We start from the raw sequence: 25,788 nt of genomic DNA, 5'->3' as shown, positions 1-25,788 counted from the left end.
CGATGGACCCGTGCCGGAGCTGCCCGAGGTCGACGCGCTCGCGTCCTTCCTGCGTGACCGCGTCGTCGGGCGCGCCGTGACCGGTGCCGACGTCGGGGCGATTAGCGCGCTCAAGACCTTCGCGCCCGGCCCGGCGGACCTCGTCGGGCGGACCGTCATCGGCGTCGAGCGGCACGGCAAGTGGATCGACGTGGCCGTGGGCGACGAGCCGGGGCTGCACCTCGTGCTGCACCTCGCGCGCGCCGGCTGGCTGCGCTGGTACGACGCCGTCCCGAAGACCGCCGTCAAGCCGGGCCGCTCCCCCATCGCGCTGCGCGTGCGGTTCGACGACGGGAGCGGGTTCGACCTCACCGAGGCCGGCACCCGCAAGCGCCTCGCCGTGTACGTCGTGACCGACCCGCAGGAGGTCCCGCAGGTCGCGACCCTGGGGGTCGAGCCGCTCTCGGCGGAGTTCACCGAGACGCGGCTCCGCGAGCTCCTCGCGGCGCGCAACCAGCAGGTCAAGGGACTGCTGCGCGACCAGGGCACCATCGCCGGGATCGGGAACGCCTACTCCGACGAGATCCTGCACGCCGCCCGGCTCAGCCCGTTCACCCCCACGCGCTCGTTCGACGACGACCGCACCGCCACGCTCTACCGGGCGGTCGTCGACGTGCTCACCGAGGCGGTCGGCGCCGCGGCCGGCAAGCCCGCCGCGGAGCTCAAGGACGCCAAGCGGCGCGGGATGCGCGTGCACGGCCGCACCGGCGAGCCGTGCCCGGGCTGGGACGGTGTGCCGTGCGGCGACACCGTGCACGAGGTGTCGTTCGCGGACTCGTCGCTGCAGTACTGCCCGACGTGCCAGACGGGCGGTCAGCCGCTCGCGGACCGGCGGCTCTCGCGCCTGCTGCGCTGAGCGTCAGGACAGCACGGTCGCGCCGAGCGTCAGGACAGGACCGTGCGCCGAGCGTCAGAACAGCACCGTCGCGTACGTCCCGACCTGCCGGAACCCCACGGACCGGTAGGCCGCGAGCGCGCGGGCGTTGTAGTGGTTCGCGTAGAGGCTCACCACGGGCGCGACGTCACGGCGGGTCGCTGCCACGACAGCCGCCATGCCCGGCTCCGACAGCCCGCGCCCCCGGTGCGACGGGCTGACCCACACGCCCTGGACCTGCGCGACCCCGCCGGCGACCGCGCCGAGCTCGGCCTTGAACACGACCCCGGGCCCGCCGTCGGGCGCGACGCCGTCCTCGATGCGCACGAACGAGCGCCCGTCGGCGATGAGGCTGCGCACGCGTGCCTCGTAGGGCCCGTCGGTCCCTGAGACCGGCGAGTACCCGACCTCCTCGACGAACATCCGCACGCACGCCGGCAGCACGAGCGGGTACTCCCCGGGGTGCGAGCGGCGCACCGCGGGGTCGGGGTCGAGCACCGGGTCGTCGTCGAGCACCATCGACGGCTGGTCGGCCCGCACCTCGCGAGCCCGCGGCCACTCGTCGGCGAGCCGGTCCCACAGACCCAGCACCGCGGGGGCCTCGCCCACGATCGACGAGCACCGGCGCCCGTGCCGCGACGCGAGCGCGGCGAAGCCGTCGAGCGCGTCCTCCGCGGCGTCCTCGACCGGGACGACGGGCACGAGGTTGGCCCCCGCCCAGCAGACCGCGAGCAGCTCACCGGCCTGCTCGTAGCCCCAGAGCTGCCCCCCGGTCGAGCGCAGGCCGGAGCGCGCGGCCGACTCGAGGCGTGCGGTCGCGAGCACCGAGGCGACCGGGTCGAGCGCGCACACCGCGAGGGCCGCCGCGACGTCGGCGTCGCCCAGGAGGCGCCCACCGGCGACCTGGCGGTCCTGCGTGGCCCAGCGCCCACGTCCCATGGCAGCGATTCTGCCCCACGTCCCGGCGGCGTGCCGGGCCGGACGCAGCGCTGCTTCCGGCCCCGGTCGGCTGGTCCTCAGCCGACCGTCACGACCGTCGGTCCGCCTGCTCCGTCGACCGGCTCCATCGAGTCCGCGAGACGCATGGCCTCCTCGATGAGCGTCTCGACGATCATCGCCTCGGGCACGGTCTTGATGACCTCGCCGCGCACGAAGATCTGGCCCTTGCCGTTGCCCGACGCGACGCCCAGGTCCGCCTCCCGCGCCTCGCCGGGACCGTTGACGACGCAGCCCATGACCGCGACCCGCAGCGGGACCTCGAGCCCCTCGAGACCGGCCGTCACTTTCTCGGCGAGCGTGTACACGTCGACCTGCGCGCGCCCGCACGACGGGCACGAGACGATCTCGAGCTTGCGCGGGCGCAGGTTGAGCGACTGCAGGATCTGGATGCCGACCTTGACCTCCTCGACGGGAGGCGCGGACAGCGAGACGCGGATCGTGTCGCCGATGCCCTTGCTCAGCAGCGCACCGAACGCCGTCGCCGACTTGATCGTGCCCTGGAACGCCGGGCCGGCCTCGGTCACTCCGAGGTGCAGCGGCCAGTCCCCGCGCTCGGACAGCATCTCGTAGGCGCGGACCATGATCACGGGGTCGTTGTGCTTGACCGAGATCTTGAAGTCGTGGAAGCCGTGCTCCTCGAACAGCGACGCCTCCCAGACCGCGGACTCGACGAGCGCCTCGGGCGTCGCCTTGCCGTACTTGGCCAGCAGGCGCGGGTCGAGCGAGCCCGCGTTGACGCCGATCCGGATGGAGACGCCCGCGTCCGTCGCGGCGCGTGCGATCTCCTTGACCTGGTCGTCGAACTTGCGGATGTTGCCCGGGTTGACGCGCACCGCGGCGCACCCGGCATCGATCGCCGCGAACACGTACTTCGGCTGGAAGTGGATGTCGGCGATGACCGGGATCTGCGACTTGCGCGCGATCGCGGGCAGCGCGTCGGCGTCGTCCTGGCTCGGGACAGCGACCCGCACGATGTCGCAGCCGGCCGCCGTCAGCGCCGCGATCTGCTGGAGCGTGGAGTTGATGTCGGTCGTCGGGGTCGTGCACATCGACTGGACGCTGACCGGGGCGTCACCGCCGACCGCGACCTTGCCGACGTTGATCTTGCGCGTCTTGCGACGGGGGGCCAGCACCGGGGCGGGGGCCTCCGGCATGCCGAGGTTGAGGGGGATGCTCACCGTCCCATTGTCCCACCCGCAGCCGTCGGGCGGGCCCGGGAGTGACGACTCTCACCACACCCACCCACTCCCCTCGCGCGACCCCACCGGCCGCGCCGAGCGCGGGCTCAGCCGAGCGTGATGGGCTTGAACAGGTCGGCGTAGACGAGCAGCAGGCCGAGGCCCGCGAGCAGCACGAAGACGCCGTAGGCGAGCGGCACGAGCCGCGCGGTGTCGAACGGTCCGGGTCGGGGCAGCCCGCGCAGGCGCGCCACCTGGCGGCGGGCACCCTCCCACAGCGCACCGACGACGTGGCCGCCGTCGAGCGGCAGGAGCGGGATGAGGTTGAACGCGAAGAGCGCGATGTTCAGCGAAGCGATCAGGCTCAGCAGCGACTGGAACTGCTCGGTGGCCGAGTACTCTTCGTTGGCCGCGATCTCGCCCGCGAAGCGACCGATCCCGACGACGCCCACGAGCCCCTCGCGGTCACGCGGCTCGGAGGTGAACGCGGACTCCGCGAGCCCGGCGACGTGGCTGGGCAGGTTCGCGATCACGCCGAACGTCCGCCACGTCGCGTCCGCGACGAACGCGGGCGCGGCGGAGAGCGGCTGCCGGACGAGCTCGCTCGCGGGCGTCATGCCGAGGAAGCCCACCTGCGTGGTCCGGGCCTCGCCGTCGGGGCCCAGCACGATCTGGCCCTCGTCGTCGAGCACGGGGCGTTCTGCGGTGATCGGCGTGATCGACGTGGTCACCCGCTCGCCGTCGCGCTCGAGCACGAGCTCGACCTCCTCGCCGCCCGACGCCCGGATGAGCGCCTGGAGCTGCGTCCACTCCTCGACCGCGACGCCGTCGAACGACACCACGCGGTCCCCCGGCCGCAGCCCCGCAGCCGCGGCGGGTGCCGGCGTGTCGTCCGGCGTGCACGTGCGGTCCGCGTCCTCGCTCACGGGGATCACGCACGTGCTGACCGCGTCGAGCGTCGTGCTCGACGTCGGCAGCCCGAAGCCCGAGAGCAGGACCGCGAACAGCCCGATCGCGATGAGCAGGTTCATGAACGGCCCGCCGAGCATGACGACGAGCTTCTTGGGCGTGGAGAGGCGGTAGAACGCCCGGGCGTCCTCGCCGGGCAGGATCTCGGCGGCGCTGACCTCGCGCGCGTCGGCGGCGACCCGCCCGAAGAAGCCGCGCTGGGACGGGTTGCCGACCGACTCGGCGGGCGGGTACATCCCGACGAGCCGCACGAAGCCCCCGAGCGGGATCGCCTTGAGCCCGTACTCGGTCTCGCCGCGCACGCGCGACCACAGCGTGGGCCCGAAGCCGACCATGTAGTGGCTGACCCGCACGCCGAAGCGCTTCGCAGGCACCATGTGCCCGACCTCGTGCAGCGCGATCGACACGAGCACGCCGACCACCAGCACGAGCACACCGACCAGGTACTCCATGACAGCTCCGCTCCCGTTCCGGTCCGGTCGACCGCCCGTCCCGGGACCATCATCCCCCGCCCTCACGGGTGACCGGGTCGCCGGATGCGCGGATCACCCTCGCGGCGGGCGGTCGCGCCGGGTCGCGGGTCGCTCCGGCGCCGGCCACGACCGGCGGACCGGCCCCCGCGCGGGCGGGCGACACGCTCGCTAGGGTCGCGCCATGAGCGCGCCCGACGGACGCCCGACACCCGCGACCCGCCCCTCGGGGAGCACGTGGTGACGCCGGCACCGCTGCCCGTGCCGCTCTGGGACACTGCCGGGACCTCACCCGGGGCGCACCCCGACGACGGGTTCGACGGTGGCCTCGACGGGGACACCCGCGCGGACGTGGTGGTCGTCGGGGCCGGGGCCGCAGGGCTGTGGACCGCGTACTACCTGCTCGAGGCCGACCCCGCGCTCGACGTCGTCGTGCTCGAGCAGGAGCGGGTGGCGGCGGGCGGGAGCGCGCGCGGCCTCGGCTCGTGCTCCGCACGCCTCGCGGTGAGCGCCGAGGACGTCGCGCGCGCCCACGGCCCGGGCACGGCTCGTAGCCTGCGGGCCACGATGCGCGACGCGGTCGTCGAGGTCGGGGGTGTCGCCGCCGCCGAGGAGATCGACTGCGGCTTCACGTACGCGGGGGCCGTGACGGTGGCCCGGACCCTGCCCCAGCTCGCGCGCGTGCGGGCGCGAGCCTCCAACGCCGGTGCCTGGGGCGACGAGGAGCAGCTCCTGGCGCCCGACGCGGTCGCGGAGCACGTGGGGGTGCCGGGCGTTCTCGGGGGGTCCTGGACCCCGGACAGCGCCCAGCTCGACCCGGCGCGACTGCTGCACGGGCTCGCGGACGTGCTCGTCGCACGCGGCGTCCGGCTGGTCGAGGGCACCCGCGTCGTGCGGGTCTCGCCCGGCGCCGTCGTCACGGAGCACGGGACGGTGCGGACGCGCGTCGTCGTCCGGGCCGCGGGCGCGTGGACCCCGACGATCGCTGGGGTCGACCGCCCGGTCGCGGCGGCCGCCCTCGACCTCGTCGCGACGGAGCCGCTCGGGGACGCGCGGTGGGAGGCCGTCGGGCTCGCGCGCGGTCAGGGCCTCGCGGACGCCGCGCACGACCGGCTCGAGGTCCGCCGCACCGAGGAGGGCCGGCTCGTCGCGGCGCTGCCCGGTCGTCGGCGGTGGGCGGGCACGGGTGGCGGTCCCGGCACGGGCCGTGGCGAGGCGGGCGGTCGCGACGCGGGCGGGCTCGCCGCGGCGGAGGCCGAGCACCTGCAGGGCCGGCTCGTCGACCTCCTGCCCGGCGCCGCCGGGGCCCCCGTCACGCACGCGTGGCGGGCGCCGGTCGCCGTGACGCGCGACGGGATGCCGCGCGTCGGGCTGGACCGGGACACCGGGCTCGGCTGGGCCACGGGCTTCGGCCGTGGCGGCGTCGCGGCGGCGAACGTCGCCGGGCGGACGCTCGCGGACCTCGTCACCGGGAGCGCCACCGAGCTCACCCGGCTGCCGTGGGTCGACCACGACGGTGCACGGCCGTCGGCGAGCCGGACGGGGCTCGCGCTCGCGTCGCACCTCGGCCGGCTCGCGGACGCGGTCGAGGCGCGGACCGGGTGGGAGAGCCCGGAGCTGCCGCTCGTCCGGTGGTGACCAGGTGCCCGGCGGTCGTGATCGGCTGCCCGACCGACCGGCGGTGACCGGACGCCCGGCCGGCGGGCAGCGGGCGCCCCCGCCGCGCGCCCCGTCGGGGGGCGGTGCGCACCACGGCGGTCAGCGCCGGGCGAGCACCTCGTGCGCGCGAGCCCGCGCCCACGTCTCCGCCTCGAGCACGTCGTCGAGCCGCACGTCGGCGGGCGCGGTGCCGTCGTGCTCCGCGAGGACCCGCTCGACGGTCGTGACGATGTCGAGGAAGCCGATCTGCCCCGCGAGGAACGCCGCGACGCACTCCTCGTTGGCGGCGTTGAGGACCGCGGGGTGCGTCGCCGAGGCCGCGACGGCCGCCCGCGCGAGCGCCACCGCGCCGAAGACCTCCTCGTCGAGCGGCTCGAACGTCCACGACGTCGCGCGCGTCCAGTCGCACCCCGGCGCGGCGTCTGCGACGCGGTCGGGCCAGGACAGGCCGAGCGCGATCGGCAGTCGCATGTCCGGGGGCGAGGCCTGCGCGATCGTCGAGCCGTCGACGAACTCGACCATCGAGTGCACGACCGACTGCGGGTGCACCACCACGGTGATGTCCTCGACGGGCACGTCGAACAGCAGGTGGGCCTCGATGAGCTCGAGGCCCTTGTTCATGAGCGTCGCGGAGTTCACCGTGACGACCGGACCCATCGACCACGTCGGGTGGTGCAGCGCCTGCTCCGCCGTCACGGCCTTCAGCTCGTCGCGGTCCCGCCCGCGGAACGGCCCGCCCGAGGCGGTCAGCACGAGCCGGCGCACCTCGTGCGCCGCACCCGCGCGCAGCGCCTGGGCGATCGCCGAGTGCTCGGAGTCGACCGGGACGATCTGGTCGGGACGCTGCTGGGCCGCCCGCACGAGCCGCCCGCCGACCACCAGGGACTCCTTGTTGGCGAGGGCGAGCGTGCTGCCCGTCGCGAGCGCCGCGAGCGTGGGTCCGAGCCCGACGGAGCCGGTGATGCCGTTGAGCACGACGTCGGCGCGGCGCTCCGCGAGCCTCGTCGCCGCGTCCGGGCCGGTCAGCACCTCGACGCCCAGCTGACGCAGGCCGGCCTCGGCGCTCACGCGCGTCAGCTCCGCGAAGAGCGGGCCCGCTGCCGCAGGGTCCGCGACCGCGACGGCCTCGACGCCGAGCTCGATCGCCTGGCGCGCGAGCGCGGCAGGGTCTGCTCCCCCGGCGCTGAGCCCCGTGACCCGGAACCGGTCGGGGTTGCGGCGGACGACGTCGACGGCCTGGGTCCCGATGGACCCGGTCGACCCGAGCAGGAGGACGGTGCGCTGGCTCACGTGCCCATCATCCCTGGTCCGCCGCCACGCCCCGTGCACGCCGGGGACGCGGGAGCACCTCGACCGACGTGGACGGAGGGACCGCGTCCGGGCTGCCCGGCGCGGTCTGCGGTCACTCGGCGCCGAGGATGACCTCGACCGCGCGGTCCAGGAACGCGTCGACCGGGGCCTCGGCGTACCCCGCACGGCCGTTGCGGCGACGGAAGGTCGCCGAGCGCAGCTCCTGCGCCGTGAGCGGCTGACCCTTGTCGAAGTAGGCGATCAGCCGGTGGCAGAGGTCGTCGACGTCCGCCGGCTCGTAGCCCGGCTGGCGGCCGTGCGGCGGGGCGAACCGCTCGCCGTCGGGCCGCGTGAGCCGCCCGTACAGGGTGCGCGCCTGCTCGGCGAGCCGGTCCATCCAGGCCTGCTGCCCGTGCTCCGCCACGAAGTCGGCACGGGCTCGCGCCACGAACGCCGCCTCCAGCCGGTCGAGCGCCGCGTCGACCGCCGACGTCACGTACCCGCGGCGGACCATGTCGAACGCGACCGTCCGCACGTCACGTCCGGAGAGCGCCCCCGCGGGACCCTTCTCGTACACCGCCCGCGCGTGCTCGAAGAAGTCGTCCACCTCGTCGGGGTCGTAACCGGTGCGCAGGCCCGAGACGGTCCGGAACATGACGTCGCTCACCCTTCCTCATCGGCTGCGAGCTGGCCGCACGCGCCGTCGATGTCACTCCCCCGAGTGTCACGGATCGTCGTCGGGATGCCGTGCGCGCGCAAGCGTGCCACGAACTCGGCCTCGACCGCGGGATCGCTCGCCGTCCAGATCGACCCCGGTGTCGGGTTGAGCGGGATGGGGTTGCAGTGCACCCAGCCCTTGCCGCGCGCGTTGAGCTTCTCGCCCAGCATGTCCGCGCGCCACGCGTGGTCGTTCATGTCGCGGATCAGGGCGTACTCGATCGACACGCGGCGGCCGGTCACCTGGAAGTACCGGTACGCCGCGTCGAGCGTCTGGTCGACGCTCCACCGGGTGTTGACCGGCACGAGGGTGTCGCGCAGCTCGTCGTCGGGGGCGTGCATCGACACGGCGAGGGTCACCGGGATGCCCTCGTTCGTGAGCTTCTCGATCGCGGGCACGAGGCCGACGGTCGAGACGGTGATGTTGCGCGCCGACATTCCGAGCCCGTCGGGCGCGGGCGCCACGAGGCGGCGCACCGTCTCCATGACCGCCTTGTAGTTCGCGAGCGGCTCGCCCATGCCCATGAACACGAGGTTCGACAGCCGCGTCGGGCCGCCGGGGATCTCGCCGTCCGCGAGCGAGCGCGCCGCCGCGCGGACCTGCTCGACGATCTCCGCGGTCGACAGGTTGCGGGTCAGACCGAGCTGTCCCGTCGCGCAGAACGGGCACGCCATGCCGCAGCCGGCCTGGCTCGACACGCACAGCGTCGACCGGTTGGGGTACCGCATGAGCACCGACTCGACCTTCGCGCCGTCGAACAGGTGCCACAGCGTCTTGACGGTCGTGCCGCCGTCGGCCTGGAGCGTACGCGCCGCCGTGAGCAGCTGCGGGAAGAGCTCCGCGGCCAGCGTGTCGCGGCTCGCCTTCGGCAGGTCGGTCATCTCCGCCGGGTCCGACGTGAGGTGCGTGAAGTAGTGCGTCGCGAGCTGCTTGGCGCGGAACGGCTTCTCGCCGAGGGCGGTGACGGCCTCGACCCGCTGCTCGGGCGTGAGGTCGACGAAGTGGCGCGGCGGCTTGCCGCGGGCGCCGCGCGTCGGCGCAGACATGTTCAGGGTGACGGGTGTCCCGCTCATGACGGGCACCCCCTCTCGGGGTTCGGGGTGGTGCGCCGCTCAGACGACCGGCTGGAGCACGGTGAGGATCAGGTACACGACCGGGGCCGTGAGGAGCATCGAGTCCAGGCGGTCGAGCAGACCGCCGTGGCCCGGGAGCAACGAGCCCATGTCCTTGAGCTCGAGGTCACGCTTGAGCAGCGACTCGGACAGGTCGCCGAGCGAGGCCGTGACGACCGTCGCGACGCCGAGCGCCACACCGACGAGCGGGGCGCCGTCGAACATCGCGCCGATCCCCACGACTCCGACGAGGCACGCCAGGACGAGCGAGCCGATCAGCCCCTCCCACGTCTTCTTCGGGCTGACGGAGGGCGCGAGCGGGTGCCGGCCGATCAGGACCCCGACGACGTAGCCGCCGGTGTCGCTCGCGACGCACAGCAGGATGAACAGCAGCACACGGAACGCGCCGTCCGGCTGCGCGAGCAGGAGCATGACGAAGCCCGCGAGGAACGGCAGGTACGCCGCCGCGAACGCCGCACCGGTCGCGTCGCGCAGCGCGGGCGCACCGCTGCCGTCGAGCACCCGCCAGACGACGGCACCGCCGACCGTGAGCAGGAACGCGACGAACAGCGCCTCGGCGCCGGCCATGTAGGCCGACACGAGGATGCCCACGTCGCCCACGAGCAGCGGCAGCAGCGGCAGGTGGATCCCGCGCCGCGCGAAGGCCTGCGCCAGCTCCCACAACCCGGCGCCCACGGCGAGCACCGTGAGCAGGAGGAAGCCCTCCTTGCGCACGAACAGCGAGGCACCGACGATCGCGAGGAGCGTCAGCCCCACCACGACGGCGACGGGCAGGTCGCGGCCCGTGCGCGAGACCCCGGGCGTGCGGGGTGCGCTGGCGGCGGCGAGGCGGGCGGCGTTCTGGGGCATCAGACCTCGAGCAGCTCGTTCTCCTTGGCGGCGAGAACCGTGTCGATCGCGTCGACGTGCCGCTTGGTCAGCTGCTCGAGCTCCTTCTCCGCACGACCGACCTCGTCCTCGCCCGCCTCGCCGTCCTTCGCGATGCGGTCGAGCTCCTCCTTGGCACGCCGGCGGATGTTGCGCACCGAGATGCGCGCGTCCTCGGCCTTGGTGCGGGCGAGCTTGACGTAGTCCTTGCGGCGCTCCTGCGTGAGCGCGGGCAGCACGACGCGGATGACGTTGCCGTCGTTCGTCGGGTTCACACCGAGGTCGGAGTCGCGCAGGGCCTTCTCGACGGCGCTCGACGACGACTTGTCGAACGGCGTGATGAGGATCGTGCGCGCCTCGGTCACGTTGAACGACGCGAGCTGCTGCAGCGGGGTCGGGCTGCCGTAGTAGTCGACGAAGATCTTCGAGAACATGGCGGCGTTCGCCCGGCCCGTGCGGATCGTCGCGAAGTCCTCCTTGGCGACCTCGATCGCCTTGTCCATCTTGTCCTCGGCCTCGAGGAGGGTCTCGTCGATCACCGGTGCTCCTTCATGTGCTCGGGGGGTGCGGTCGTGCGGGGTGGTCGTGCGGCGCGGACGCCCGTCAGTCGACGGTGACCAGCGTGCCGATCTTCTCACCCTGCAGCGCGCGCGTGACGTTGCCGGGCTCCATGCCGAACACGCGCATCCGCACGTCGTTGTCACGGCACAGGCTGATCGCCGTGGCGTCCATGACGCCGAGGTCGTTGACGAGCGCGTCCGTGTAGGTCAGGTGGTCCAGCTTGACCGCCGTGGGATCGGTGCGCGGGTCCGCGGTGTAGACGCCGTCCACGCCGTTCTTCCCCATGAGCACCTCCTGGCAGTGCGTCTCGAGCGCGCGCTGCACGGAGACCGTGTCCGTCGAGAAGAACGGCATGCCCGCGCCGGCGCCGAAGATGACGACGCGGCCCTTCTCCATGTGCCGGATCGCCCGCAGCGGGATGTACGGCTCGGCGACCTGACCCATCGTGATCGCGGTCTGCACGCGCGTGCTGACGCCGGCCTGCTCGAGGAAGTCCTGCAGCGCGAGGCAGTTCATGACCGTGCCGAGCATGCCCATGTAGTCGGCCCGGGCGCGGTCGATGCCGCGCTGCGCGAGCTCGGCGCCGCGGAAGAAGTTGCCGCCGCCGACGACGATCGCGACCTGCACGCCGCTGCGGACCGCCACGGCGATCTCGGCCGCGACCCGCTGGACGACGTCGGGAGCGAGGCCGACGGCGCCGCCGCCGAACATCTCGCCCGAGAGCTTGAGCAGGACCCGGCGAGGAAGCACGCCGTCCTGGTCCGGTGCGGTCACGTCCTGGCCCACGGTGCCTCCTGCTGTGCTCGACGTGCTCGGTCTGGGGTGCTCGTACCGGTGGCCCCGGCCCGTGGTCGGGCCGGGGCCACCGGGGGTCGCGTCGGTGCTCAGGCGCCGACGCGGAACCGCACGAACGCCGTGACGGTGCCGCCGGCCTCGGTGAGGACCTGGCCGACCGTCTTCTTCGGGTCCTTGGCGAACGCCTGCTCGAGCAGGACGTTCTCCTTGAAGTAGCCGTTCAGGCGACCCTCGATGATCTTCGGGAGCGCGGCCTCGGGCTTGCCCTCGTTGCGCGCGGTCTCCTCGGCGATGTGACGCTCCGAGGCGACCGTCTCCTCGGCGACCTCGTCACGCGTGAGGAACGTCGGGGAGTACGCCGCGATGTGCGTCGCGATGTCGCGCGCGACCGAGGCTCCGGCCGCGTCCGTCGCCACGAGGACGCCGACCTGCGGGGGCAGGTCCTTGTTGACCTTGTGCAGGTAGACCTCGACGTGCTCGCCGGTGACGCGCGCCACGCGGCGCACGACGACCTTCTCGCCGAGCGTCGCGGCCGTCTCGTCGACGACCGACTGCAGCGAGGAGCCGTCGACGTCCGAGGCGAGGAGCGCCTCGGCGTCCGCGGCACCCGACGCGACGGCGGCCGCGAGGACCTTGTCGGCGAGCGCGATGAACGTCGTGTTCTTCGCGACGAAGTCCGTCTCCGAGTTGACCTCGACGAGCACGCCCGTCCGGCCCTGGCCGTCGGCCGCGACGTTCGCCGCGACGAGACCGTCGGAGGCCGAGCGGCCCTCACGCTTGCCGACACCCTTGAGGCCCTTGACGCGGATGATCTCGAGCGCCTTGTCGGCGTCGCCCTCCGCCTCCTCGAGCGCCTTCTTGACGTCGAGCATCCCCGCGCCGGTCTTCTCGCGGAGCGCCTTGATGTCAGCGAGGCTGTAGTTCGCCATCAGTCTGTGTCCGTCCTTGTCGTCAGATGGGGATGGGTGCGCGTCACTTGGACGCGGCGTCACCCTCGTCGGCGGGCGTGGCGACGTCCGGGACGTCGATCGCGGGAGCGGCGTCCTGGCCCGGGGCCTCGGCAGCCTCGCCGGCCGGCGTGGAGTCGTCCCCGACGGTAGCGGCGTCCTGCGCGGCAGCGTCCGTGGCGGCGACGACGGGCTCGGCGGTGGCCTCGGTCGTCTCGGCCTGGGCGGCCTCGGTCGGGGTGGTCGCCCCGCCCGCGAGGTCGGCCTCGGCACCGGCGAGGAGCTCGCGCTCCCACTCGGCGAGCGGCTCGGCGTCGGCAGCAGCCGCGTCCGTGCCGCCGCTGCGGCCCGAGTGACGCTGCATGAGGCCCTCGGCCGCGGCGTCCGCGATGACGCGGGTCAGCAGCGAGACGGCGCGGATCGCGTCGTCGTTGCCCGGGATCTTGTAGTCGACGACGTCCGGGTCGCAGTTCGTGTCGAGGATCGCGACGATCGGGATGCCGAGCTTGCGCGCCTCGTCGACCGCGAGGTGCTCCTTGTTCGTGTCGACGATCCAGATCGCCGAGGGCACCTTCGTCATGTCGCGGATGCCGCCGAGCGTCTTGGCGAGCTTGTCGCGCTCGCGACGCATGATGAGGAGCTCCTTCTTGGTGAAGGCGCTGCCCGCGACGTCGTCGAAGTCGACGAGCTCGAGCTCCTTGAGGCGCTGGAGCCGCTTGTTGACGGTCTGGAAGTTGGTGAGCATGCCACCGAGCCAGCGCTGGTTGACGTAGGGCATGCCCACGCGCGCGGCCTGCTCGGCGACGGGCTCCTGCGCCTGCTTCTTCGTGCCGACGAAGAGGATCGTGCCGCCGTGCGCGACCGTCTCCTTGACGAAGTTGTAGGCGCTGTCGATGTACGTCAGCGACTGCTGCAGGTCGACGATGTAGATGCCGTTGCGCTCGGTGAAGATGAAGCGCTTCATCTTGGGGTTCCAGCGGCGGGTCTGGTGCCCGAAGTGGACACCGCTCTCGAGCAGCTGGCGCATGGTCACGACGGCCATGGCACGTCCTTCCGGCGCGCACCCGTGGGCACGCGCGTCTGGGCGGGTCCCACGCCGGGGACCCGCGTTCTCGGTTGTCGGCCCCGACCGGTCGGTCGTTGCCCCTGGCGCCACGTCGCTGCTGGCGCCGGGCTGCGAGCCCGGACCGGTGCCAGCGCCGACCCTCGTGCCCGTGCGTGACCGCACCCGGAACGGGTGCGTGCCTGCGGGGCGGAGATGATGACGCGCGATGTCGACCGGCACGTACCGGTCGCGAGCGTCAGTCTAGCGGACGGTCGCCGAGGTCTCGGCCACACGCCCGGTGGCCTGCACCACCCCCAGCCCGGACACCGCGCGCCGGCGCCCAGGTGGGACGAGGCGCCCGGCCTCCGGAGCGCCGTGCGCGGGCAGGGTCGCCGCCATGGACAGCCTGAGCGCGCCCCTCGGCCGGACGACCCGCCGCCGGCCCCGAGACGTACCCGAGCGCACCTCCGGTCCGCTCCCCCGGCTCGCCCCCAGGAGCGCGCTGCGGGCAGCGCTCGTCGCGACCGTGCTCGCGGTGCTGCTCGCCGCGGTCGCTGCCGGGCACGTCGCGGCGGGGCCTGCCGTCGGCGCGGGTACCGGGGTCGAGCCCGGCTACACGTTCCCCCTGCGCGAGCCGGTCGAGGTCGTGCGCGAGTTCGACGCACCCGAGGAGCGCTGGCTCAGCGGGCACCGCGGCGTCGACCTGCGAGCCGCGCCCGGTGACCCCGTGCTCGCGCCTGCCCCGGGCGTCGTGACGTTCGCGGGACCCGTCGCGGGGCGCGTCGTCCTGACGCTGCGGCACCCGGACGGTCGCCGGTCGAGCGTCGAGCCGGTCACCCCGGGCGTCGCGACGGGTGACGTGGTCGAGCAGGGCGCGGTCGTCGGTCAGGTCGCCGGTGACGCGAGCCACTGCGCGCCCGCCACGTGCCTGCACTGGGGCGTGCGGACGTCGGACGACGCGTACGTCGACCCGCTCATGCTGCTGGCGGGACGAGGGCCGGTGGTGCTGCTGCCGGACGCGCCGTGACGCGGGCCGGGGTCAGGGCGGCAGCGCGTCACCGTACGGGACGGCGCCGGGCAGCGAGGCGACGGGCGATGGAGCCTCGTCGCACAGCGAGGCAGCTCGGGGCGCCGGGTGACAGGGCGCCGCAGGGTGACGGCGTGTGCAGAGTGACGCGGCACCACGGGCGACGGGGCAGCGCGCGCCACGCCGTCAGACGCGGTCCGACTCCGTGAGCTTGGTGCGCAGCCGCAGCATCGCCGCGGTGTGCATCTGCGAGATCCGCGACTCCGTGACACCGAGCACGCGGCCGATCTCCGCGAGGGTCATGCCCTCGTAGTAGTAGAGGACCAGCACGATCTTCTCGCGCTCACCGAGCTGCTCGATCGCCCGCGCCAGCAGGAACTTGGTCTCCTGCGCCTCGAACGACCCCGCCGGGTCCTGGGCACGGTGGTCGCCGAGCGTGTCGACGAGGCTCACCTTGTCCGAGCGCTCCGAACCGGCGCCGAGGAGCTCGTCGAGCGCGACGACGTTGACCGTCGAGAGCTGGGTGAAGACGCCGCGGAGCTCGCCGATACCCATCTCGAGCCGCCCGGCGACCTCCTGCTCGCTGGGCGTGCGGTGCAGCTCCCCCTCGAGCTCGGCGTACGCACGGTCGACCGCGCGGGCCTTGGTGCGCACGGAGCGCGGGATCCAGTCCATCGCCCGCAGCTCGTCGATGATCGCCCCGCGGATGCGCGCGCTCGCGTACGTCTCGAACTTCACGGCGCGGTCGAGCGCGTACTTCTCGATCGCGTCGATGAGGCCGAACATCCCGTACGAGACGAGGTCCGCCTGCTCGACGGTGCTGGGCAGGCGCATGCCGACGCGCGAGGCGACGGACGTCACGAGCGGGGCGTAGTGCAGGATCAGCCGCTCGCGCAGCAGGCGGTCGCCGGTCGCCTTGAACTCGCGCCACGCGGCCTCGATCGGGTCGACCTCGAGCAGGTCCACGTCGCCGGGGACGGCGGCCGGGATCGCCGGCGCAGGCACCGAGCTCAACCGCCGGTGCGCGGGGACGACCGCGGCGGCGTGCGGCTGGGGGACGACGCCGTCCGGGGCCGTCACGCTCCGGGCGCGCTCAGCGAGGGACGCGACCGTCTCGGCCTGTGCCGTCATCGTGCTCTCCGATTCCGTCATGCTCGTGGGTGTGCCTGCTCGAACGACGAGCGGAGGCGCTCGGCCGTGACGTGGGTGTACCGCTGGGTCGTCGCGAGGCTCGCGTGACCCAGCACCTCCTGGACGCTGCGCAGGTCGGAACCCCCCTGGAGGAGGTGGGTCGCGGCGCTGTGGCGCAGGGCGTGCGGGGCGATGTCGTCGACACCCGCGAGCGCCGCGAGGTCGTGGGCGACCGCGCGCAGCTGGCGCTGGTCGACGCGGCCCCCGCGGCGGCCGAGGAACAGCGCCGGCTCGGTGCCGCCCTCCGCGAGGACGGGTCGGCCGGTCGAGAGCCAGGCTGCGACGGCCTCCGCGGCGGGGAGGCCGAACGGGACGACGCGCTCCTTGTCGCCCTTGCCGACGACGTGCAGCGTGCGCTCGGTGACGTCGACGTCGGTGACGTCGGCCCGGCAGAGCTCGCCGACGCGGGCGCCCGTGGCGTAGAGCAGCTCGAGCGCGGCCCAGTCGCGCAGGTGCACCGGGTCGGCGTCGTCGGCACGCGTGCGGGCGACCTCGAGCAGGCGGGCCGCGTCGTCGACCCCGAGGACCGTGGGGAGCGCGACGGTGGGGCGCGCGCTCGCGAGCCGCAGCGCGGGGTCGGTCGCGACGCGGCCGGTACGCACCGCCCAGTCGAAGAACGTGCGGACCGCGGCGCCCCGACGGGCGAGCGTCGCCCGGCTGCGCTGGGCCGTCGACATGGCGGCGAGCCAGCCGCGCAGCACCGTCAGGTCGATGTCGCCGAGGTCGGCGCGGCCGTGGCGCGCGGCATGGGCGAGCAGGTGCTCGACGTCGCCCACGTAGGCCCGGACGGTGTGGTCCGAGAGCCCTCGCTGAGCGCGGAGGTGGAGTGCGAAGTCGGCCGTGAGCCGGACGGCCGGAGCCGCCTCCGTGACCCCCGTCGCCGTCTGCATGTCCCTACCGTGACGGGTCACACGGCTGGCCCACAAGCGGGCCCGCACACAGTTCACCCTCTGCGCGGCTCAACCGTCGCACTTGTCCGGATTTGAAGATGGGCATCTGTCCAGTTCGACCCGTCGCGTCGATGTGAGCGGTCTCAGGAGGCGGACGCGGGGGCCGCCCGCGACGGGGTGGACGGCCCCCCCGGACGGGTCAGGCCGTTCACCGACGGGCACTCCCGAGAAGCTCGTCCGGACACCTGGCACGGCCGGCCGGCGCGCCCGGTCGGGATCGGGGTCGCGACGCCGCCCGGCGACGGCAGCGGCGGCGGCAGCGGCCGTGGGCAGTGGTGGGCGGTGGGCGGTGGGCGGTGGGCGGTGGGCGGTGGGCGGTGGGCGGTGGGCGGTGGGCGGCGAAGGCACTCACGGACGGTGACGGGCGGTGACGGGCGGTGACGGTGACGGCTGCGACGCCGGCGCCGGCGCCGGCGCCGGACGAAGCGTCACGTGACCGCGCGCGTCCGGCGCCACCCGGTCGCCCGCAGCTCGGCGAGACGTGCGAGCTCGAGGGTCCCGAGCGCACCGCGGACGTCCCCCGGCGACAGGCCGGCGCGACGCGCGAGCGTGTCGACGTCGGCCGCGGACCGCAGGGACAGCGCGTCGAGCACGCGGTCCGCGACCCAGTCCAGACCGTCATGCGGGCGGGCCTGCTCGTGCCGCTCCTCGGGCGCCGTGCCGAGCGGTCCGGCGAGCTCGAGCACCTCCGCGGCGTCCGTCACGCAGATCGCCGCGCCCTCGCGCAGCAGGCGGTGACATCCGGCGGACGCGACGGACGTCACGGGCCCCGGGACGGCACCGAGCGGGCGCAGGAGGGCTGCGGCGTGGTGCGCGGTGCTCAGCGCCCCCGAGCGCCACGCGGCCTCGACGACGACCGTCGCCCTGCTGACCGCGGCGATCAGCCGGTTCCGCATCAGGAACCTGCTGCGGCTTGGGACGCCGCCCGGGGGCACCTCGCTGAGCACCGAGCCGCCCTGCTCCAGGACGCGTTCGAGCAGCGGCGCGTTGCCGGCCGGGTAGGCGCGGTCGACCCCGCCGGCGAGCAGCGCGACGGTCGCGCCCCCACCCGCGAGCGCCCCGCGGTGCGCAGCGGCGTCGATCCCGTACGCGCCGCCGGACACGACGCACACGCCGCTGCCGGCGAGCCCGTCGGCGAGGTCGACCGCGACCCGGTCGCCGTAGGCGGTCGAGGCGCGAGCGCCGACGAGCGCGACGGAGCGGGTCAGCAGGCGGTCGAGCTCCGGCCGGCCACGCTGCCAGAGGCCCAGCGGTGCGGCCGCGCCGAGGTCGTCGAGGCCGGTTGGCCAGCCGGGAGCGCCCGGGTGGAGGAACCGCCCGCCCAGCCGGTGCACGTGCTCGATCTCCTGCGCCGGCTCGAGGGCGGCGAGCCGCGGCTCCCAGCGTGCGAGCGCCGCGCCGAGGCGCCGTCGCAGCGGCGCGAGCGCCTCGTCCTCGCGTGCGACGAGCGTCTGGACGGCAGACTCCGCGCGCCCGCTGGTCGCCGCCCAGCGGATCCAGTCGAGCGACTCACGCGCTCCCAGGGCGTGCACGAGCGCCCCGGCGACCGCGTCTCCGGGTTCCACGAGCCGGCTCCAGGCGGCGCGCGCGAGCATCTCCTCGGTGCCGCTCCCCCGCGCGGCCGTCATCCGGCCGCCTGCCCACGGGTGCGCAGCAGCAGCGCGTGACCGATGTCCGTGCGGTTCGGCGCGTCCCGGCCCGCGAGGTCGGCGAGGGTCCACGCGACCCGCAGGACACGGTCCACGCCGCGCAGGCTCAGCAGCCCGCGGTCGAACGCGCGGTCGAGGTCGAGCACCAGCACGCGGTCGGGCCCGAGCCGCGCGCGCAGCCAGCGGCCCGGCACGTCGGCGTTGGTGCGCCACGTGGTCCCGGCCAGGCGCTCCGTCTGCGCCTCGCGGGCGCGTGCGACGCGGGCGGCGACCACGGCGGTGCTCTCGGCGACGGACGCTCCGGCGAGGGCCGCCCGGGGCACAGGCTGCACGTCGACCTGGAGGTCGACGCGGTCGAGCAGGGGGCCCGACAGCTTGCTGAAGTACCGGCGGCGCTGCTCGGAGCGGCACGTGCAGTCGAGCCCCTTGCCGACGGCCCGCCCGCACGGGCACGGGTTGGCGGCCATGACGAGCTGGAAGCGGGCCGGGTAGCGCGCGACCCCGGCCGCGCGGTGCAGGACCAGCTCCCCGTGCTCGAGCGGCTGGCGCAGCGTCTGGAGCACGGCGGTCGAGAACTCGGGCGCCTCGTCCATGAAGAGCACCCCGCGGTGTGCGCGGGACGCGGCACCGGGCCGGGGGACGCCGGAGCCGCCACCCACGATGCTCGCCGGCGTCGCGGTGTGGTGCGGGTCCTCGTACGGCGGCCGCCGCACGAGTCCGCCGCGCGGGTCGAACGTGCCGGCGACCGAGTGCACGGCGGTGACCTCGACCGCCTCCGTCTCCGTGAGGTCGGGCAGGAGCCCCGGCAGCCGGGCGGCGAGCATCGTCTTGCCCGCGCCCGGCGGTCCGACCATGAGCAGGTGGTGCCCGCCCGCCGCCGCGACCTCGAGCGCGACCCTGGCGTCGTCCTGCCCGAGGACGTCGGCGAGGTCCGCCGCCGGCCCGGGCGATCCGGGCTCCAGGTGCTCGGCACCGACCGCGACGACGTCCGGGACGTCCAGGTCGGCGCCGTACCGGTGGGCGACCTCCGCGAGGCTGCGCGCACCCACGACGCGGGCGCCCGGGACGAGCAGGGCCTCGGCCTCGTTGGCGACGGGGACGACGACGTGGGGGTGGCCGGCCTGCACCGCGGCGGCCACGGCGGGCAGGACGCCGCGGACGGGCCGCAGGCGTCCGTCGAGGCCGAGCTCGCCGAGGTGCACGACCCCGGACACCGCCTCGGGACGCACGAGCCCTGCCCCGGCGAGCGTCGCGACGGCGATCGCGAGGTCGAACGCCGAGCCGGACTTCGGCAGCGTCGCGGGTGACAGGTTCACCGTGATCCGCCGGTTGGGCCACGCGAGCCCGCTCGACGTCACGGCTGCCCGGACGCGGTCGCGTGCCTCGGCGAGCGCGGCGTCGGGCAGCCCGACGAGCGTGAACGCCGGCAGCGACGCAGCCAGGTGCGCCTCGACCTCGACGACGTGGCCGGTCAGGCCGCGCAGCGCGACGGCGACCGTGCGCCCGAGCGTCACCGGACCACGCCCGCGAGGTGCTCGAGCACGAGCGGCTCGCCCCGCCGCAGCAGGATCGCGATCACGTCGATGCGCACGGACGTCGGGCGGGTGTCGTGCGTGGCGAGCCACTGCGCCGTCAGGCGACGGATGCGCGCGAGCTTGCGCGCGGTCACGGCCTCCGCCGGGTGCCCGAACGCGGTGCTGCGCCGGGTCTTGACCTCGACGGCCACCAGCTCGTCGCCGTCGAGCGCGACGAGGTCGAGCTCGCCGCCGTCGCCCCGCCAGTTCCGGTCGAGCACCGTCCACCCGGCGTCGCACGCCCACGCCGCCGCGACGTCCTCCCCGTACCTGCCGACCGCGTCCTTCGCCCGCATGGCGACCACCTCCGCGGGAGATGCTCGCGGACCGTCGACGCCGTCGGAGGGCGCGCGTCGCGGACCGGCGGCCGCCCGGCGACCGCGCGGGGCTGTGGGTGGGCGGAGGGGACCGCCGAGAGGTCAGGGCGCCGCGGTGCGCCTCGAGGTCGTCCCGCCGGGGCTGGGCTCGAGGCAGGGCTCGCAGGGCCGGGTCAGCGGGAGAAGCCGGGTCCGCCACCCAGGTCGAGCTCCGCCTTCGCGAGCTCCTCGACGTTGACGTCCTTGAACGTCACGACACGCACCGACTTCACGAACCGTGCGGAGCGGTAGACGTCCCACACCCAGGCGTCGGCGAGCGCGAGCTCGAAGTACACCTCGCCCGCGGCCGACCGCACCTGCAGGTCGACCTGGTTGGCGAGGTAGAACCGGCGCTCGGTCTCCACGACGTACGAGAAGAGCCCGACCACGTCCCGGTACTCGCGGTAGAGCGCGAGCTCCATGTCGGTCTCGTAGTTCTCGAGGTCTTCCGCACTCACCCGGTCATCATCCCCCATCGTCGAGCCCGTCCCGCGCGCGGAGGCCGGCTCGCGACCGCACCCGCCGCGAGGTTCACCCGCCCGCTGCGCACTCGTCGAGCGGCAGCCGCCAGCTCACCCGGTGCAGCGGGCTCGGTCCGTGCACGCGCAGCGCGGCCACGTGGTCGCTCGAGCCGTACCCCTTGTTGGCGTGCCAGCCGTAGCGCGGGTGCTCGCGCGCGAGGGTGGTCATGGTCTCGTCGCGCTCGCACTTGGCGAGCACGCTCGCGGCGGCGACGCTCGCGCACGTGCGGTCTGCCTTGACCATCATGCGCACCCGCGGCACGAAGCCGAGCGCCGCGATCTCGTCGTCGGCGGCCGCCCGACGCTCCCTCGCCTCGCGGTCGTCCTCGGCCTCGGCGTCGGCGTCGGCGTCGGCGTCGGCGTCGAACAGCGCACCCTGCGCGGGGGGCGTGAGCCAGTTGTGCGAGCCGTCGAGCACGACGGCGTCCACGGGGCCGACGTCCTGCGCGACGGCACGCAGCGCCCGGGACCCCGCGAGGCGCAGGGCGGCGATGATGCCGATCGCGTCGATCTCCTGCGCCGAGGCGTGGCCGACGGCGCGTGCGGTCCCCCAGCGCTGCAGCGCCGGCACGAGCGCGGACCGCGCCGCGGGGCTCAGGAGCTTGGAGTCGGTGACGCCGGGCGGGCAGGCCCGCGTGCGGGCGTCCACCACGACGACCCCGACACTGACCGGTCCGGCGAGAGCGCCCCGACCGACCTCGTCCATCCCGGCGACGAGCAGCGCGCCCGAGCGCAGCAGCGTGCGCTCGTGCCGCAGTGTCGGTGCGGTGCGGGTCGGTGCAGTGCGGGTCGGTGCCGCACGCGTCGGCGCCGTGCGAGCAGGAGCGGTGCCGGTCGCCGCGTCTGCGGCCGGTGCGGCGCCGGCCGACGTGCTGCCGGTGGAGCCCGCGCGGGCGGACCCGGCCCCGTGCGCCGCGGTGTCCGGCTCGTCGCGCGGAGCCGCCGAGAGCACGGGCGCCGTGCTTGTGAGGTCGAGCAGCGTCATGCGGGGTCCGGCACGGCCGCGAACGTGTCCGTGGGGTTCGTGAGCGTCCCGGCGCGGTCGAAGGGCCAGACGGTCACGAACGCCGTGCCGACGACGTTCTCGACGGGCATGTACGGCCCGCCCGGGGAGCCCATGTTCGCGCGGGAGTCGGCGGAGGCGCCGCGGTTGTCGCCCATGAGCCACAGCGTGCCCTCGGGGACGGTGATGTCGAACGCGCTGATGCTCGGGACGGCGCCCGGGGCCAGGTACGGCTCGTCGAGCGGCACGCCGTTGACCGTGACCGGGGCCCCGTCGCCCTCGCAGGCGACCTGGTCGCCGGGCAGGCCGATGATGCGCTTGATCAGGTGCTCGCCCGCGTCCTGCGGCAGGAGGCCCACGAAGGTGAGCGCCTCGTTGACGACCTTGCGCGCCTCGCTGGGCTGGGGCGCCGTGGCCCCGCTCAGCCAGCCGCCGGGGTCCTTGAACACGACGATGTCGCCGCGGCGCAGGTCGAAGGGACCCGGGCGCAGCTTGCTCACCAGCACGCGGTCGCCCTCGATGAGCGTCTCGTGCATGGACTCGCTCGGGATGAAGAACGCCTGCACGAGGAACGTCTTGACGATCAGCGACAGCAGGAGCGCGCTGACCAGGATGATCACCGACTCGCGCAGCCACGCGAGCCCCGAGCTCCGCGCGGGCTTGCGCGCCTGCCCGCGGCGCTCGGGTCGGCTGCCCTCGGGGAAGGTCGTGTCGTCACGCTCCGCGGCGTCCTGGTCGGTCACCCGACCACTCTTCCATGCCTCGGCCGGTACGGGCGCGACGTCCCACCGGCCGGTCGCGCCCGACCACCGACCGGTCGCGCCCGACCACGCGGCGACGGCCGTCCGCGGAGCGGCTGCAGCACGTTCGCGCGAGCGCCGGGACGCCGACGGGCGGCCACCGAGACCGGTGACCGCCCGTGCGAGCCGTGCGAGGTGCGTCAGGCCTTCTTGGCCGGCACCGAGTCGCGCTTCTCCTTGATCTTCGCCTTCTTGCCGCGAAGGGCGCGCAGGTAGTAGAGCTTCGCGCGGCGGACGTCACCACGGGTGACGACCTCGATCGACTCCAGGCTGGGCGAGTGCACGGGGAACATGCGCTCGACGCCGACGCCGAAGCTGACCTTGCGGACCGTGAAGGTCTCGCCGACGCCGCCGCCGTGACGCGAGATGACGACGCCCTGGAACGCCTGGATGCGGGAGCGGTTGCCCTCGACGACCTTGACGTTCACCTTGAGGGTGTCGCCCGGGCGGAAGGCGGGGATGTCGGAGCGCAGCGAGGCTGCGTCGACGGGGTCGAGCGTGTGCATGGTGTTCACTCTCTCGCGCTGCCACAGGTCAGGCGCGTCGTCGAGGGCGCTCCGCCGACCCGTCAGACGTGGTCTGACCGGACCGCGCGGGCGTCCCGATGGCTCATGGACGGTGCGTCGGACCCGGCGGACCGGGGACGAGCGGCCGTGGTCGTCTCCCCTGTGGCAGAGACGCAGCCGGTGCGCACCAACGGACCAGTCTGCCACACGCCCGTCAGCGACCGGAAACCGCCCGGCACTCAGCCCTGCGGCGCGCCCGCGGGAAGGTCCGGCTCCGTGTCGGCATCATGGTCGGCCTCGGGGTGGGCCTCGGCCTCGACCGCAGCCACGGGCGTCAGCCGCCCGTCGGCCACGACCCACCCGGCCTCCGCGAGCACCGCCCGGTCGCGCGCGTCGAGCAGCCCGACGTCGAGCACCCGCACGAGGTCCGGCCGGCGCTCGGCCGTGCGGGCGAGCGCCTCGTCGCGCCGCCACCGCTCGATGCGCGCGTGGTGGCCCGAGAGCAGCACCTCGGGCACGTCGAGGCCCGCCCAGCGCGGCGGCTTGGTGTACACGGGGTACTCGAGCAGCCCCGCCGCGCCGTGCGACTCCTCGACCAGGGAGGCGGGGTTCCCGACGACGCCCGGCAGCAGGCGGGCGACCGCCTCGACCAGCACGAGCGCCGCGACCTCTCCCCCGTTGAGCACGTAGTCGCCGAGCGAGAACTCGCTGACCTGGACGCCGGGGACGGTGCGGTAGTGCTCGGCGACCCGCGCGTCGATGCCCTCGTAGCGGCCGCAGGCGAGGACGAGGTGGTCCTCGCCCGCGAGGCGCTCCGCGGTGCGTTGGGTCAGCGGCGCGCCCGACGGCGTCGGCACCAGCAGGTGACCGCCCCCGGCGAGCACCTCGTCGAGCGCGGTCCCCCACACGTCCGGGCGCATGACCATGCCGGCGCCCCCGCCGAACGGCGTGTCGTCGACGGTGCGGTGGCGGTCGGTCGTCCACGTGCGCAGGTCGTGCACCCGCAGGTCGAGGATCCCGGCGCTGCGCGCCTTGCCGACGAGCGAGAGGTCGAGCGGTGCGAGGTACTCGGGGAAGATCGTGACGACGTCGATGCGCACGTCAGCCCTCGTCGCCGGACGGCTCCGGCGCGCCGCTCGTCTCGTCGCTCACGACCATGTTCTCCGCGTCGGACGCCATGAGCCCCGCCGGCGGGTCGAGCACCACGCGGCCCCCCGGCACGTCGACGACCGGCACGATCGCCCGGACGAACGGCACGAGCGTGCGCTCCCCCGACGGCTCGCGCACCACGAGCAGGTCGTGCGCGGGCAGGTGCTCGAGGCCGACGACCTCGCCGAGCAGCGTGCCGTCGACGTGCTCGGCGCGCAGGCCCGCGAGCTCGTGCGGGTACCACGCGTCCTCGTCGTCCGAGGCGTCCTCCTCGGCGAGCAGGTCGACGCCGCGCAGCGCCTCCGCGGCGGTGCGGTCGGACGCCTCGGCGAACGTGACGAACCAGCGGTCGTGCTGCACGCGCGTCCGGGCGACCGTGAGCGGGCCGGCCGACGCGGGCTCGGTGACGAGGACGGTCCCGGCTGCCAGCCGCTCCTCGGGCGCGTCGGTGCGCAGGTCGAGCGCGACCTCGCCGCGCAGCCCGTGGGCGCGCACGATCCTCGCGACGGTCAGCAGCATCGGGGTTCCTTCCAGGGCGGGCGGGCCGGCGGTCGACGGCACGGGTTACGCGGAGCGGCGCGGCGGCCGGGGACGACGGGCGGGACGCCGAGAGGCCCGGCCCCAGGGTAGGGGCCGGGCCTCTCGGTGTGGTCGACGGTGGTCGACAGCTCAGCGGCGGTCGACGTCCACGACGTCGACCCGGACCGGGCCTTCCGTCGAGAGGGCGCCGACGACGGTGCGCAGCGCACGCGCCGTGCGACCGCCGCGCCCGATGACCCGGCCGAGGTCGTCGGGGTGCACCCGGACCTCGAGCAGCTCACCGCGACGCAGCGTCTTCGTGCGGACCTGCACGTCGTCCGGGTGGTCGACGATGCCCCGCACGAGGTGCTCGAGCGCGTCGTCGAGCATCAGGCCTGCTCGTCCTCGGCGGCGTCGGCGGCGGGCGCCTCGGCCTTGGCGGCAGCCTTCTTCTCGGACGCGTTCGCCTTGACCTTCTCGGCGTCCTTCGCGGCGGCCTCGATGGCCGAGCTCGGGTCGACCTTCGGGGCCTTCACGCGCAGCGTGCCCTCGGCGCCCGGGAGGCCCTTGAACTTCTGCCAGTCACCCGTGACCTTGAGGAGCACGAGGACCTGCTCGCTCGGCTGCGCGCCGACGCCGAGCCAGTACTGCGCACGCTCGGAGGAGATGTCGATGAGCGACGGCTCCTCGGTCGGGTGGTACTTGCCGATCTCCTCGATGACGCGGCCGTCACGCTTGGTGCGCGAGTCCGCGACGACGACGCGGTAGTACGGCGCGCGGATCTTGCCCATGCGCTTCAGACGGATCTTGGTGGCCACAGTGTGGTCTCTCCTGGTTTCTGCTGTGGTGGTCAGGCGCGCCCGCACGTGGGGAGAGGGGCTCGTCCGACCGGAAGGACACGGTCGCGGCCGGCTAGAGGGTCCGGGCGCGCCGAGTACAGGGAAGCATTCTGCCAGACGCGGGGCCCCGCTCCCAACCGGGCCGCGACGGGACCGTGCC

At 74.6% G+C, this 25,788-nt stretch carries 27 protein-coding genes; 3 read left to right on the top strand and 24 right to left on the bottom strand.

Annotated elements, in window-relative coordinates:
• Positions 1-10: 10 nt before the first annotated feature.
• Positions 11-895, top strand: coding sequence for an Fpg/Nei family DNA glycosylase (locus NXY84_RS08670; protein ID WP_258726684.1), 885 nt, complete (start codon positions 11-13; stop codon positions 893-895).
• A gap of 54 nt (positions 896-949) precedes the next feature.
• On the opposite strand, the gene NXY84_RS08665 is transcribed toward NXY84_RS08670, so the two are convergent.
• From NXY84_RS08665 to NXY84_RS08655, 3 genes are all read right to left on the bottom strand, one after another.
• Positions 950-1,852: a GNAT family N-acetyltransferase gene (locus tag NXY84_RS08665; RefSeq protein WP_258726683.1), complete on the bottom strand. Its 903-nt coding sequence runs from the start codon at positions 1,850-1,852 to the stop codon at positions 950-952.
• A gap of 77 nt (positions 1,853-1,929) precedes the next feature.
• Positions 1,930-3,066, bottom strand: coding sequence for a flavodoxin-dependent (E)-4-hydroxy-3-methylbut-2-enyl-diphosphate synthase (gene ispG, locus NXY84_RS08660; RefSeq protein WP_396126390.1), 1,137 nt, complete (start codon positions 3,064-3,066; stop codon positions 1,930-1,932).
• Positions 3,067-3,197: 131 nt separating this feature from the next.
• Entirely contained in the window at positions 3,198-4,511 is a 1,314-nt protein-coding gene (locus NXY84_RS08655; RefSeq protein ID WP_258726681.1) for a M50 family metallopeptidase, read from the bottom strand.
• Positions 4,512-4,769: 258 nt separating this feature from the next.
• Here NXY84_RS08655 and NXY84_RS08650 point away from each other — a divergent pair, with 258 nt between their 5' ends.
• On the top strand, positions 4,770-6,167 hold the full coding sequence (locus NXY84_RS08650) for an NAD(P)/FAD-dependent oxidoreductase (protein ID WP_258726680.1): 1,398 nt from the start codon (positions 4,770-4,772) through the stop codon (positions 6,165-6,167).
• 120 nt (positions 6,168-6,287) lie between these two features.
• On the opposite strand, the gene dxr is transcribed toward NXY84_RS08650, so the two are convergent.
• From dxr to rpsB, 8 genes are all read right to left on the bottom strand, one after another.
• The gene (dxr, locus tag NXY84_RS08645) at positions 6,288-7,478 is read right to left on the bottom strand and encodes a 1-deoxy-D-xylulose-5-phosphate reductoisomerase (protein ID WP_258726679.1); all 1,191 of its coding nucleotides are present in this window, start codon (positions 7,476-7,478) and stop codon (positions 6,288-6,290) included.
• A gap of 112 nt (positions 7,479-7,590) precedes the next feature.
• Complete coding sequence (locus tag NXY84_RS08640) at positions 7,591-8,145, bottom strand: DivIVA domain-containing protein (protein WP_258726678.1); 555 nt, start codon at positions 8,143-8,145, stop codon at positions 7,591-7,593.
• Positions 8,142-9,269 carry a 23S rRNA (adenine(2503)-C(2))-methyltransferase RlmN gene (gene rlmN / locus NXY84_RS08635; RefSeq protein WP_183297783.1) on the bottom strand — a complete coding sequence of 376 codons (1,128 nt, stop codon included), beginning with the start codon at positions 9,267-9,269 and terminating at the stop codon, positions 8,142-8,144. Before rlmN ends, NXY84_RS08640 begins: the two co-directional genes overlap by 4 nt.
• Positions 9,270-9,308: 39 nt before the next feature.
• Positions 9,309-10,178: a phosphatidate cytidylyltransferase gene (locus tag NXY84_RS08630; RefSeq protein WP_258726677.1), complete on the bottom strand. Its 870-nt coding sequence runs from the start codon at positions 10,176-10,178 to the stop codon at positions 9,309-9,311.
• Entirely contained in the window at positions 10,178-10,735 is a 558-nt protein-coding gene (gene frr / locus NXY84_RS08625; RefSeq protein WP_258726676.1) for a ribosome recycling factor, read from the bottom strand. Before frr ends, NXY84_RS08630 begins: the two co-directional genes overlap by 1 nt.
• Before the next feature lie 64 nt (positions 10,736-10,799).
• Positions 10,800-11,543, bottom strand: a complete 744-nt coding sequence (gene pyrH / locus NXY84_RS08620; RefSeq protein ID WP_258726675.1) for a UMP kinase — start codon at positions 11,541-11,543, stop codon at positions 10,800-10,802.
• Positions 11,544-11,641: 98 nt separating this feature from the next.
• The gene (gene tsf, locus NXY84_RS08615) at positions 11,642-12,481 is read right to left on the bottom strand and encodes a translation elongation factor Ts (protein WP_258726674.1); all 840 of its coding nucleotides are present in this window, start codon (positions 12,479-12,481) and stop codon (positions 11,642-11,644) included.
• Positions 12,482-12,524: 43 nt separating this feature from the next.
• On the bottom strand, positions 12,525-13,541 hold the full coding sequence (gene rpsB / locus NXY84_RS08610; protein ID WP_258726673.1) for a 30S ribosomal protein S2: 1,017 nt from the start codon (positions 13,539-13,541) through the stop codon (positions 12,525-12,527).
• A 400-nt stretch (positions 13,542-13,941) separates the two neighbouring features.
• Between rpsB and NXY84_RS08605 the strand changes: the two genes are divergently transcribed.
• Positions 13,942-14,571: a M23 family metallopeptidase gene (locus tag NXY84_RS08605; protein WP_258726672.1), complete on the top strand. Its 630-nt coding sequence runs from the start codon at positions 13,942-13,944 to the stop codon at positions 14,569-14,571.
• Between the two features lie 186 nt (positions 14,572-14,757).
• Here the strand turns inward: NXY84_RS08605 and whiG are convergent, their stop codons facing one another.
• The 13 genes from whiG to rpsP all read right to left on the bottom strand — a co-directional run bounded on the left by whiG (position 14,758) and on the right by rpsP (position 25,607).
• On the bottom strand, positions 14,758-15,723 hold the full coding sequence (gene whiG, locus NXY84_RS08600; protein WP_258726671.1) for an RNA polymerase sigma factor WhiG: 966 nt from the start codon (positions 15,721-15,723) through the stop codon (positions 14,758-14,760).
• Positions 15,720-16,652, bottom strand: a complete 933-nt coding sequence (locus NXY84_RS08595) for a tyrosine recombinase XerC (protein ID WP_258726670.1) — start codon at positions 16,650-16,652, stop codon at positions 15,720-15,722. The genes whiG and NXY84_RS08595 overlap by 4 nt, the downstream gene beginning before the upstream one ends.
• A 488-nt stretch (positions 16,653-17,140) precedes the next feature.
• Entirely contained in the window at positions 17,141-18,340 is a 1,200-nt protein-coding gene (gene dprA / locus NXY84_RS08590; RefSeq protein WP_258726669.1) for a DNA-processing protein DprA, read from the bottom strand.
• Positions 18,337-19,875 carry a YifB family Mg chelatase-like AAA ATPase gene (locus NXY84_RS08585; protein ID WP_258726668.1) on the bottom strand — a complete coding sequence of 513 codons (1,539 nt, stop codon included), beginning with the start codon at positions 19,873-19,875 and terminating at the stop codon, positions 18,337-18,339. The genes dprA and NXY84_RS08585 overlap by 4 nt, the downstream gene beginning before the upstream one ends.
• Positions 19,872-20,231: a YraN family protein gene (locus tag NXY84_RS08580; protein ID WP_258726667.1), complete on the bottom strand. Its 360-nt coding sequence runs from the start codon at positions 20,229-20,231 to the stop codon at positions 19,872-19,874. Before NXY84_RS08580 ends, NXY84_RS08585 begins: the two co-directional genes overlap by 4 nt.
• 194 nt (positions 20,232-20,425) lie before the next feature.
• On the bottom strand, positions 20,426-20,749 hold the full coding sequence (locus tag NXY84_RS08575; RefSeq protein WP_034628486.1) for a DUF2469 domain-containing protein: 324 nt from the start codon (positions 20,747-20,749) through the stop codon (positions 20,426-20,428).
• 73 nt (positions 20,750-20,822) lie between these two features.
• Positions 20,823-21,797 carry a ribonuclease HII gene (locus tag NXY84_RS08570; RefSeq protein ID WP_309485071.1) on the bottom strand — a complete coding sequence of 325 codons (975 nt, stop codon included), beginning with the start codon at positions 21,795-21,797 and terminating at the stop codon, positions 20,823-20,825.
• A complete protein-coding gene (gene lepB, locus NXY84_RS08565) occupies positions 21,794-22,558 on the bottom strand; it encodes a signal peptidase I (RefSeq protein ID WP_258726666.1) in 765 nt (254 codons plus the stop codon). Before lepB ends, NXY84_RS08570 begins: the two co-directional genes overlap by 4 nt.
• Positions 22,559-22,755: 197 nt before the next feature.
• On the bottom strand, positions 22,756-23,121 hold the full coding sequence (gene rplS, locus NXY84_RS08560; protein WP_258726665.1) for a 50S ribosomal protein L19: 366 nt from the start codon (positions 23,119-23,121) through the stop codon (positions 22,756-22,758).
• 239 nt (positions 23,122-23,360) lie between these two features.
• The gene (trmD, locus tag NXY84_RS08555) at positions 23,361-24,221 is read right to left on the bottom strand and encodes a tRNA (guanosine(37)-N1)-methyltransferase TrmD (RefSeq protein ID WP_258726664.1); all 861 of its coding nucleotides are present in this window, start codon (positions 24,219-24,221) and stop codon (positions 23,361-23,363) included.
• A 1-nt stretch (position 24,222) separates the two neighbouring features.
• Positions 24,223-24,789: a ribosome maturation factor RimM gene (gene rimM, locus NXY84_RS08550; RefSeq protein WP_258726663.1), complete on the bottom strand. Its 567-nt coding sequence runs from the start codon at positions 24,787-24,789 to the stop codon at positions 24,223-24,225.
• A gap of 150 nt (positions 24,790-24,939) precedes the next feature.
• Entirely contained in the window at positions 24,940-25,179 is a 240-nt protein-coding gene (locus tag NXY84_RS08545; protein ID WP_034628495.1) for an RNA-binding protein, read from the bottom strand.
• The gene (rpsP, locus tag NXY84_RS08540; RefSeq protein ID WP_258726661.1) at positions 25,179-25,607 is read right to left on the bottom strand and encodes a 30S ribosomal protein S16; all 429 of its coding nucleotides are present in this window, start codon (positions 25,605-25,607) and stop codon (positions 25,179-25,181) included. Before rpsP ends, NXY84_RS08545 begins: the two co-directional genes overlap by 1 nt.
• Between the last annotated feature and the right edge of the window lie 181 nt (positions 25,608-25,788).

This window comes from Cellulomonas sp. NS3 (assembly GCF_024757985.1).
Taxonomy (GTDB): Bacteria; Actinomycetota; Actinomycetes; order Actinomycetales; family Cellulomonadaceae; genus Cellulomonas_A.
Note: the sequence above shows the minus strand (reverse complement) of the source record. Positions and strands in the feature narration are given on the sequence as shown.

Coding starts and splice junctions, on each gene's coding strand:
- NXY84_RS08655 (WP_258726681.1), bottom strand. CDS start 4,511: ATGGAGTACCTGGTCGGTGTGCTCGTGCTGGTGGTCGGCGTGCTCGTG.
- tsf (WP_258726674.1), bottom strand. CDS start 12,481: ATGGCGAACTACAGCCTCGCTGACATCAAGGCGCTCCGCGAGAAGACC.
- NXY84_RS08580 (WP_258726667.1), bottom strand. CDS start 20,231: ATGCGGGCGAAGGACGCGGTCGGCAGGTACGGGGAGGACGTCGCGGCG.
- NXY84_RS08605 (WP_258726672.1), top strand. CDS start 13,942: ATGGACAGCCTGAGCGCGCCCCTCGGCCGGACGACCCGCCGCCGGCCC.
- rlmN (WP_183297783.1), bottom strand. CDS start 9,269: ATGAGCGGGACACCCGTCACCCTGAACATGTCTGCGCCGACGCGCGGC.
- NXY84_RS08665 (WP_258726683.1), bottom strand. CDS start 1,852: ATGGGACGTGGGCGCTGGGCCACGCAGGACCGCCAGGTCGCCGGTGGG.
- ispG (WP_396126390.1), bottom strand. CDS start 3,066: ATGCCGGAGGCCCCCGCCCCGGTGCTGGCCCCCCGTCGCAAGACGCGC.
- NXY84_RS08570 (WP_309485071.1), bottom strand. CDS start 21,797: ATGACGCTGCTCGACCTCACAAGCACGGCGCCCGTGCTCTCGGCGGCT.
- rimM (WP_258726663.1), bottom strand. CDS start 24,789: ATGCTGCTGACCGTCGCGAGGATCGTGCGCGCCCACGGGCTGCGCGGC.
- whiG (WP_258726671.1), bottom strand. CDS start 15,723: ATGACGGAATCGGAGAGCACGATGACGGCACAGGCCGAGACGGTCGCG.
- NXY84_RS08630 (WP_258726677.1), bottom strand. CDS start 10,178: ATGCCCCAGAACGCCGCCCGCCTCGCCGCCGCCAGCGCACCCCGCACG.
- rpsB (WP_258726673.1), bottom strand. CDS start 13,541: ATGGCCGTCGTGACCATGCGCCAGCTGCTCGAGAGCGGTGTCCACTTC.
- NXY84_RS08595 (WP_258726670.1), bottom strand. CDS start 16,652: ATGCAGACGGCGACGGGGGTCACGGAGGCGGCTCCGGCCGTCCGGCTC.
- dprA (WP_258726669.1), bottom strand. CDS start 18,340: ATGACGGCCGCGCGGGGGAGCGGCACCGAGGAGATGCTCGCGCGCGCC.
- rplS (WP_258726665.1), bottom strand. CDS start 23,121: ATGCACACGCTCGACCCCGTCGACGCAGCCTCGCTGCGCTCCGACATC.
- NXY84_RS08545 (WP_034628495.1), bottom strand. CDS start 25,179: ATGCTCGACGACGCGCTCGAGCACCTCGTGCGGGGCATCGTCGACCAC.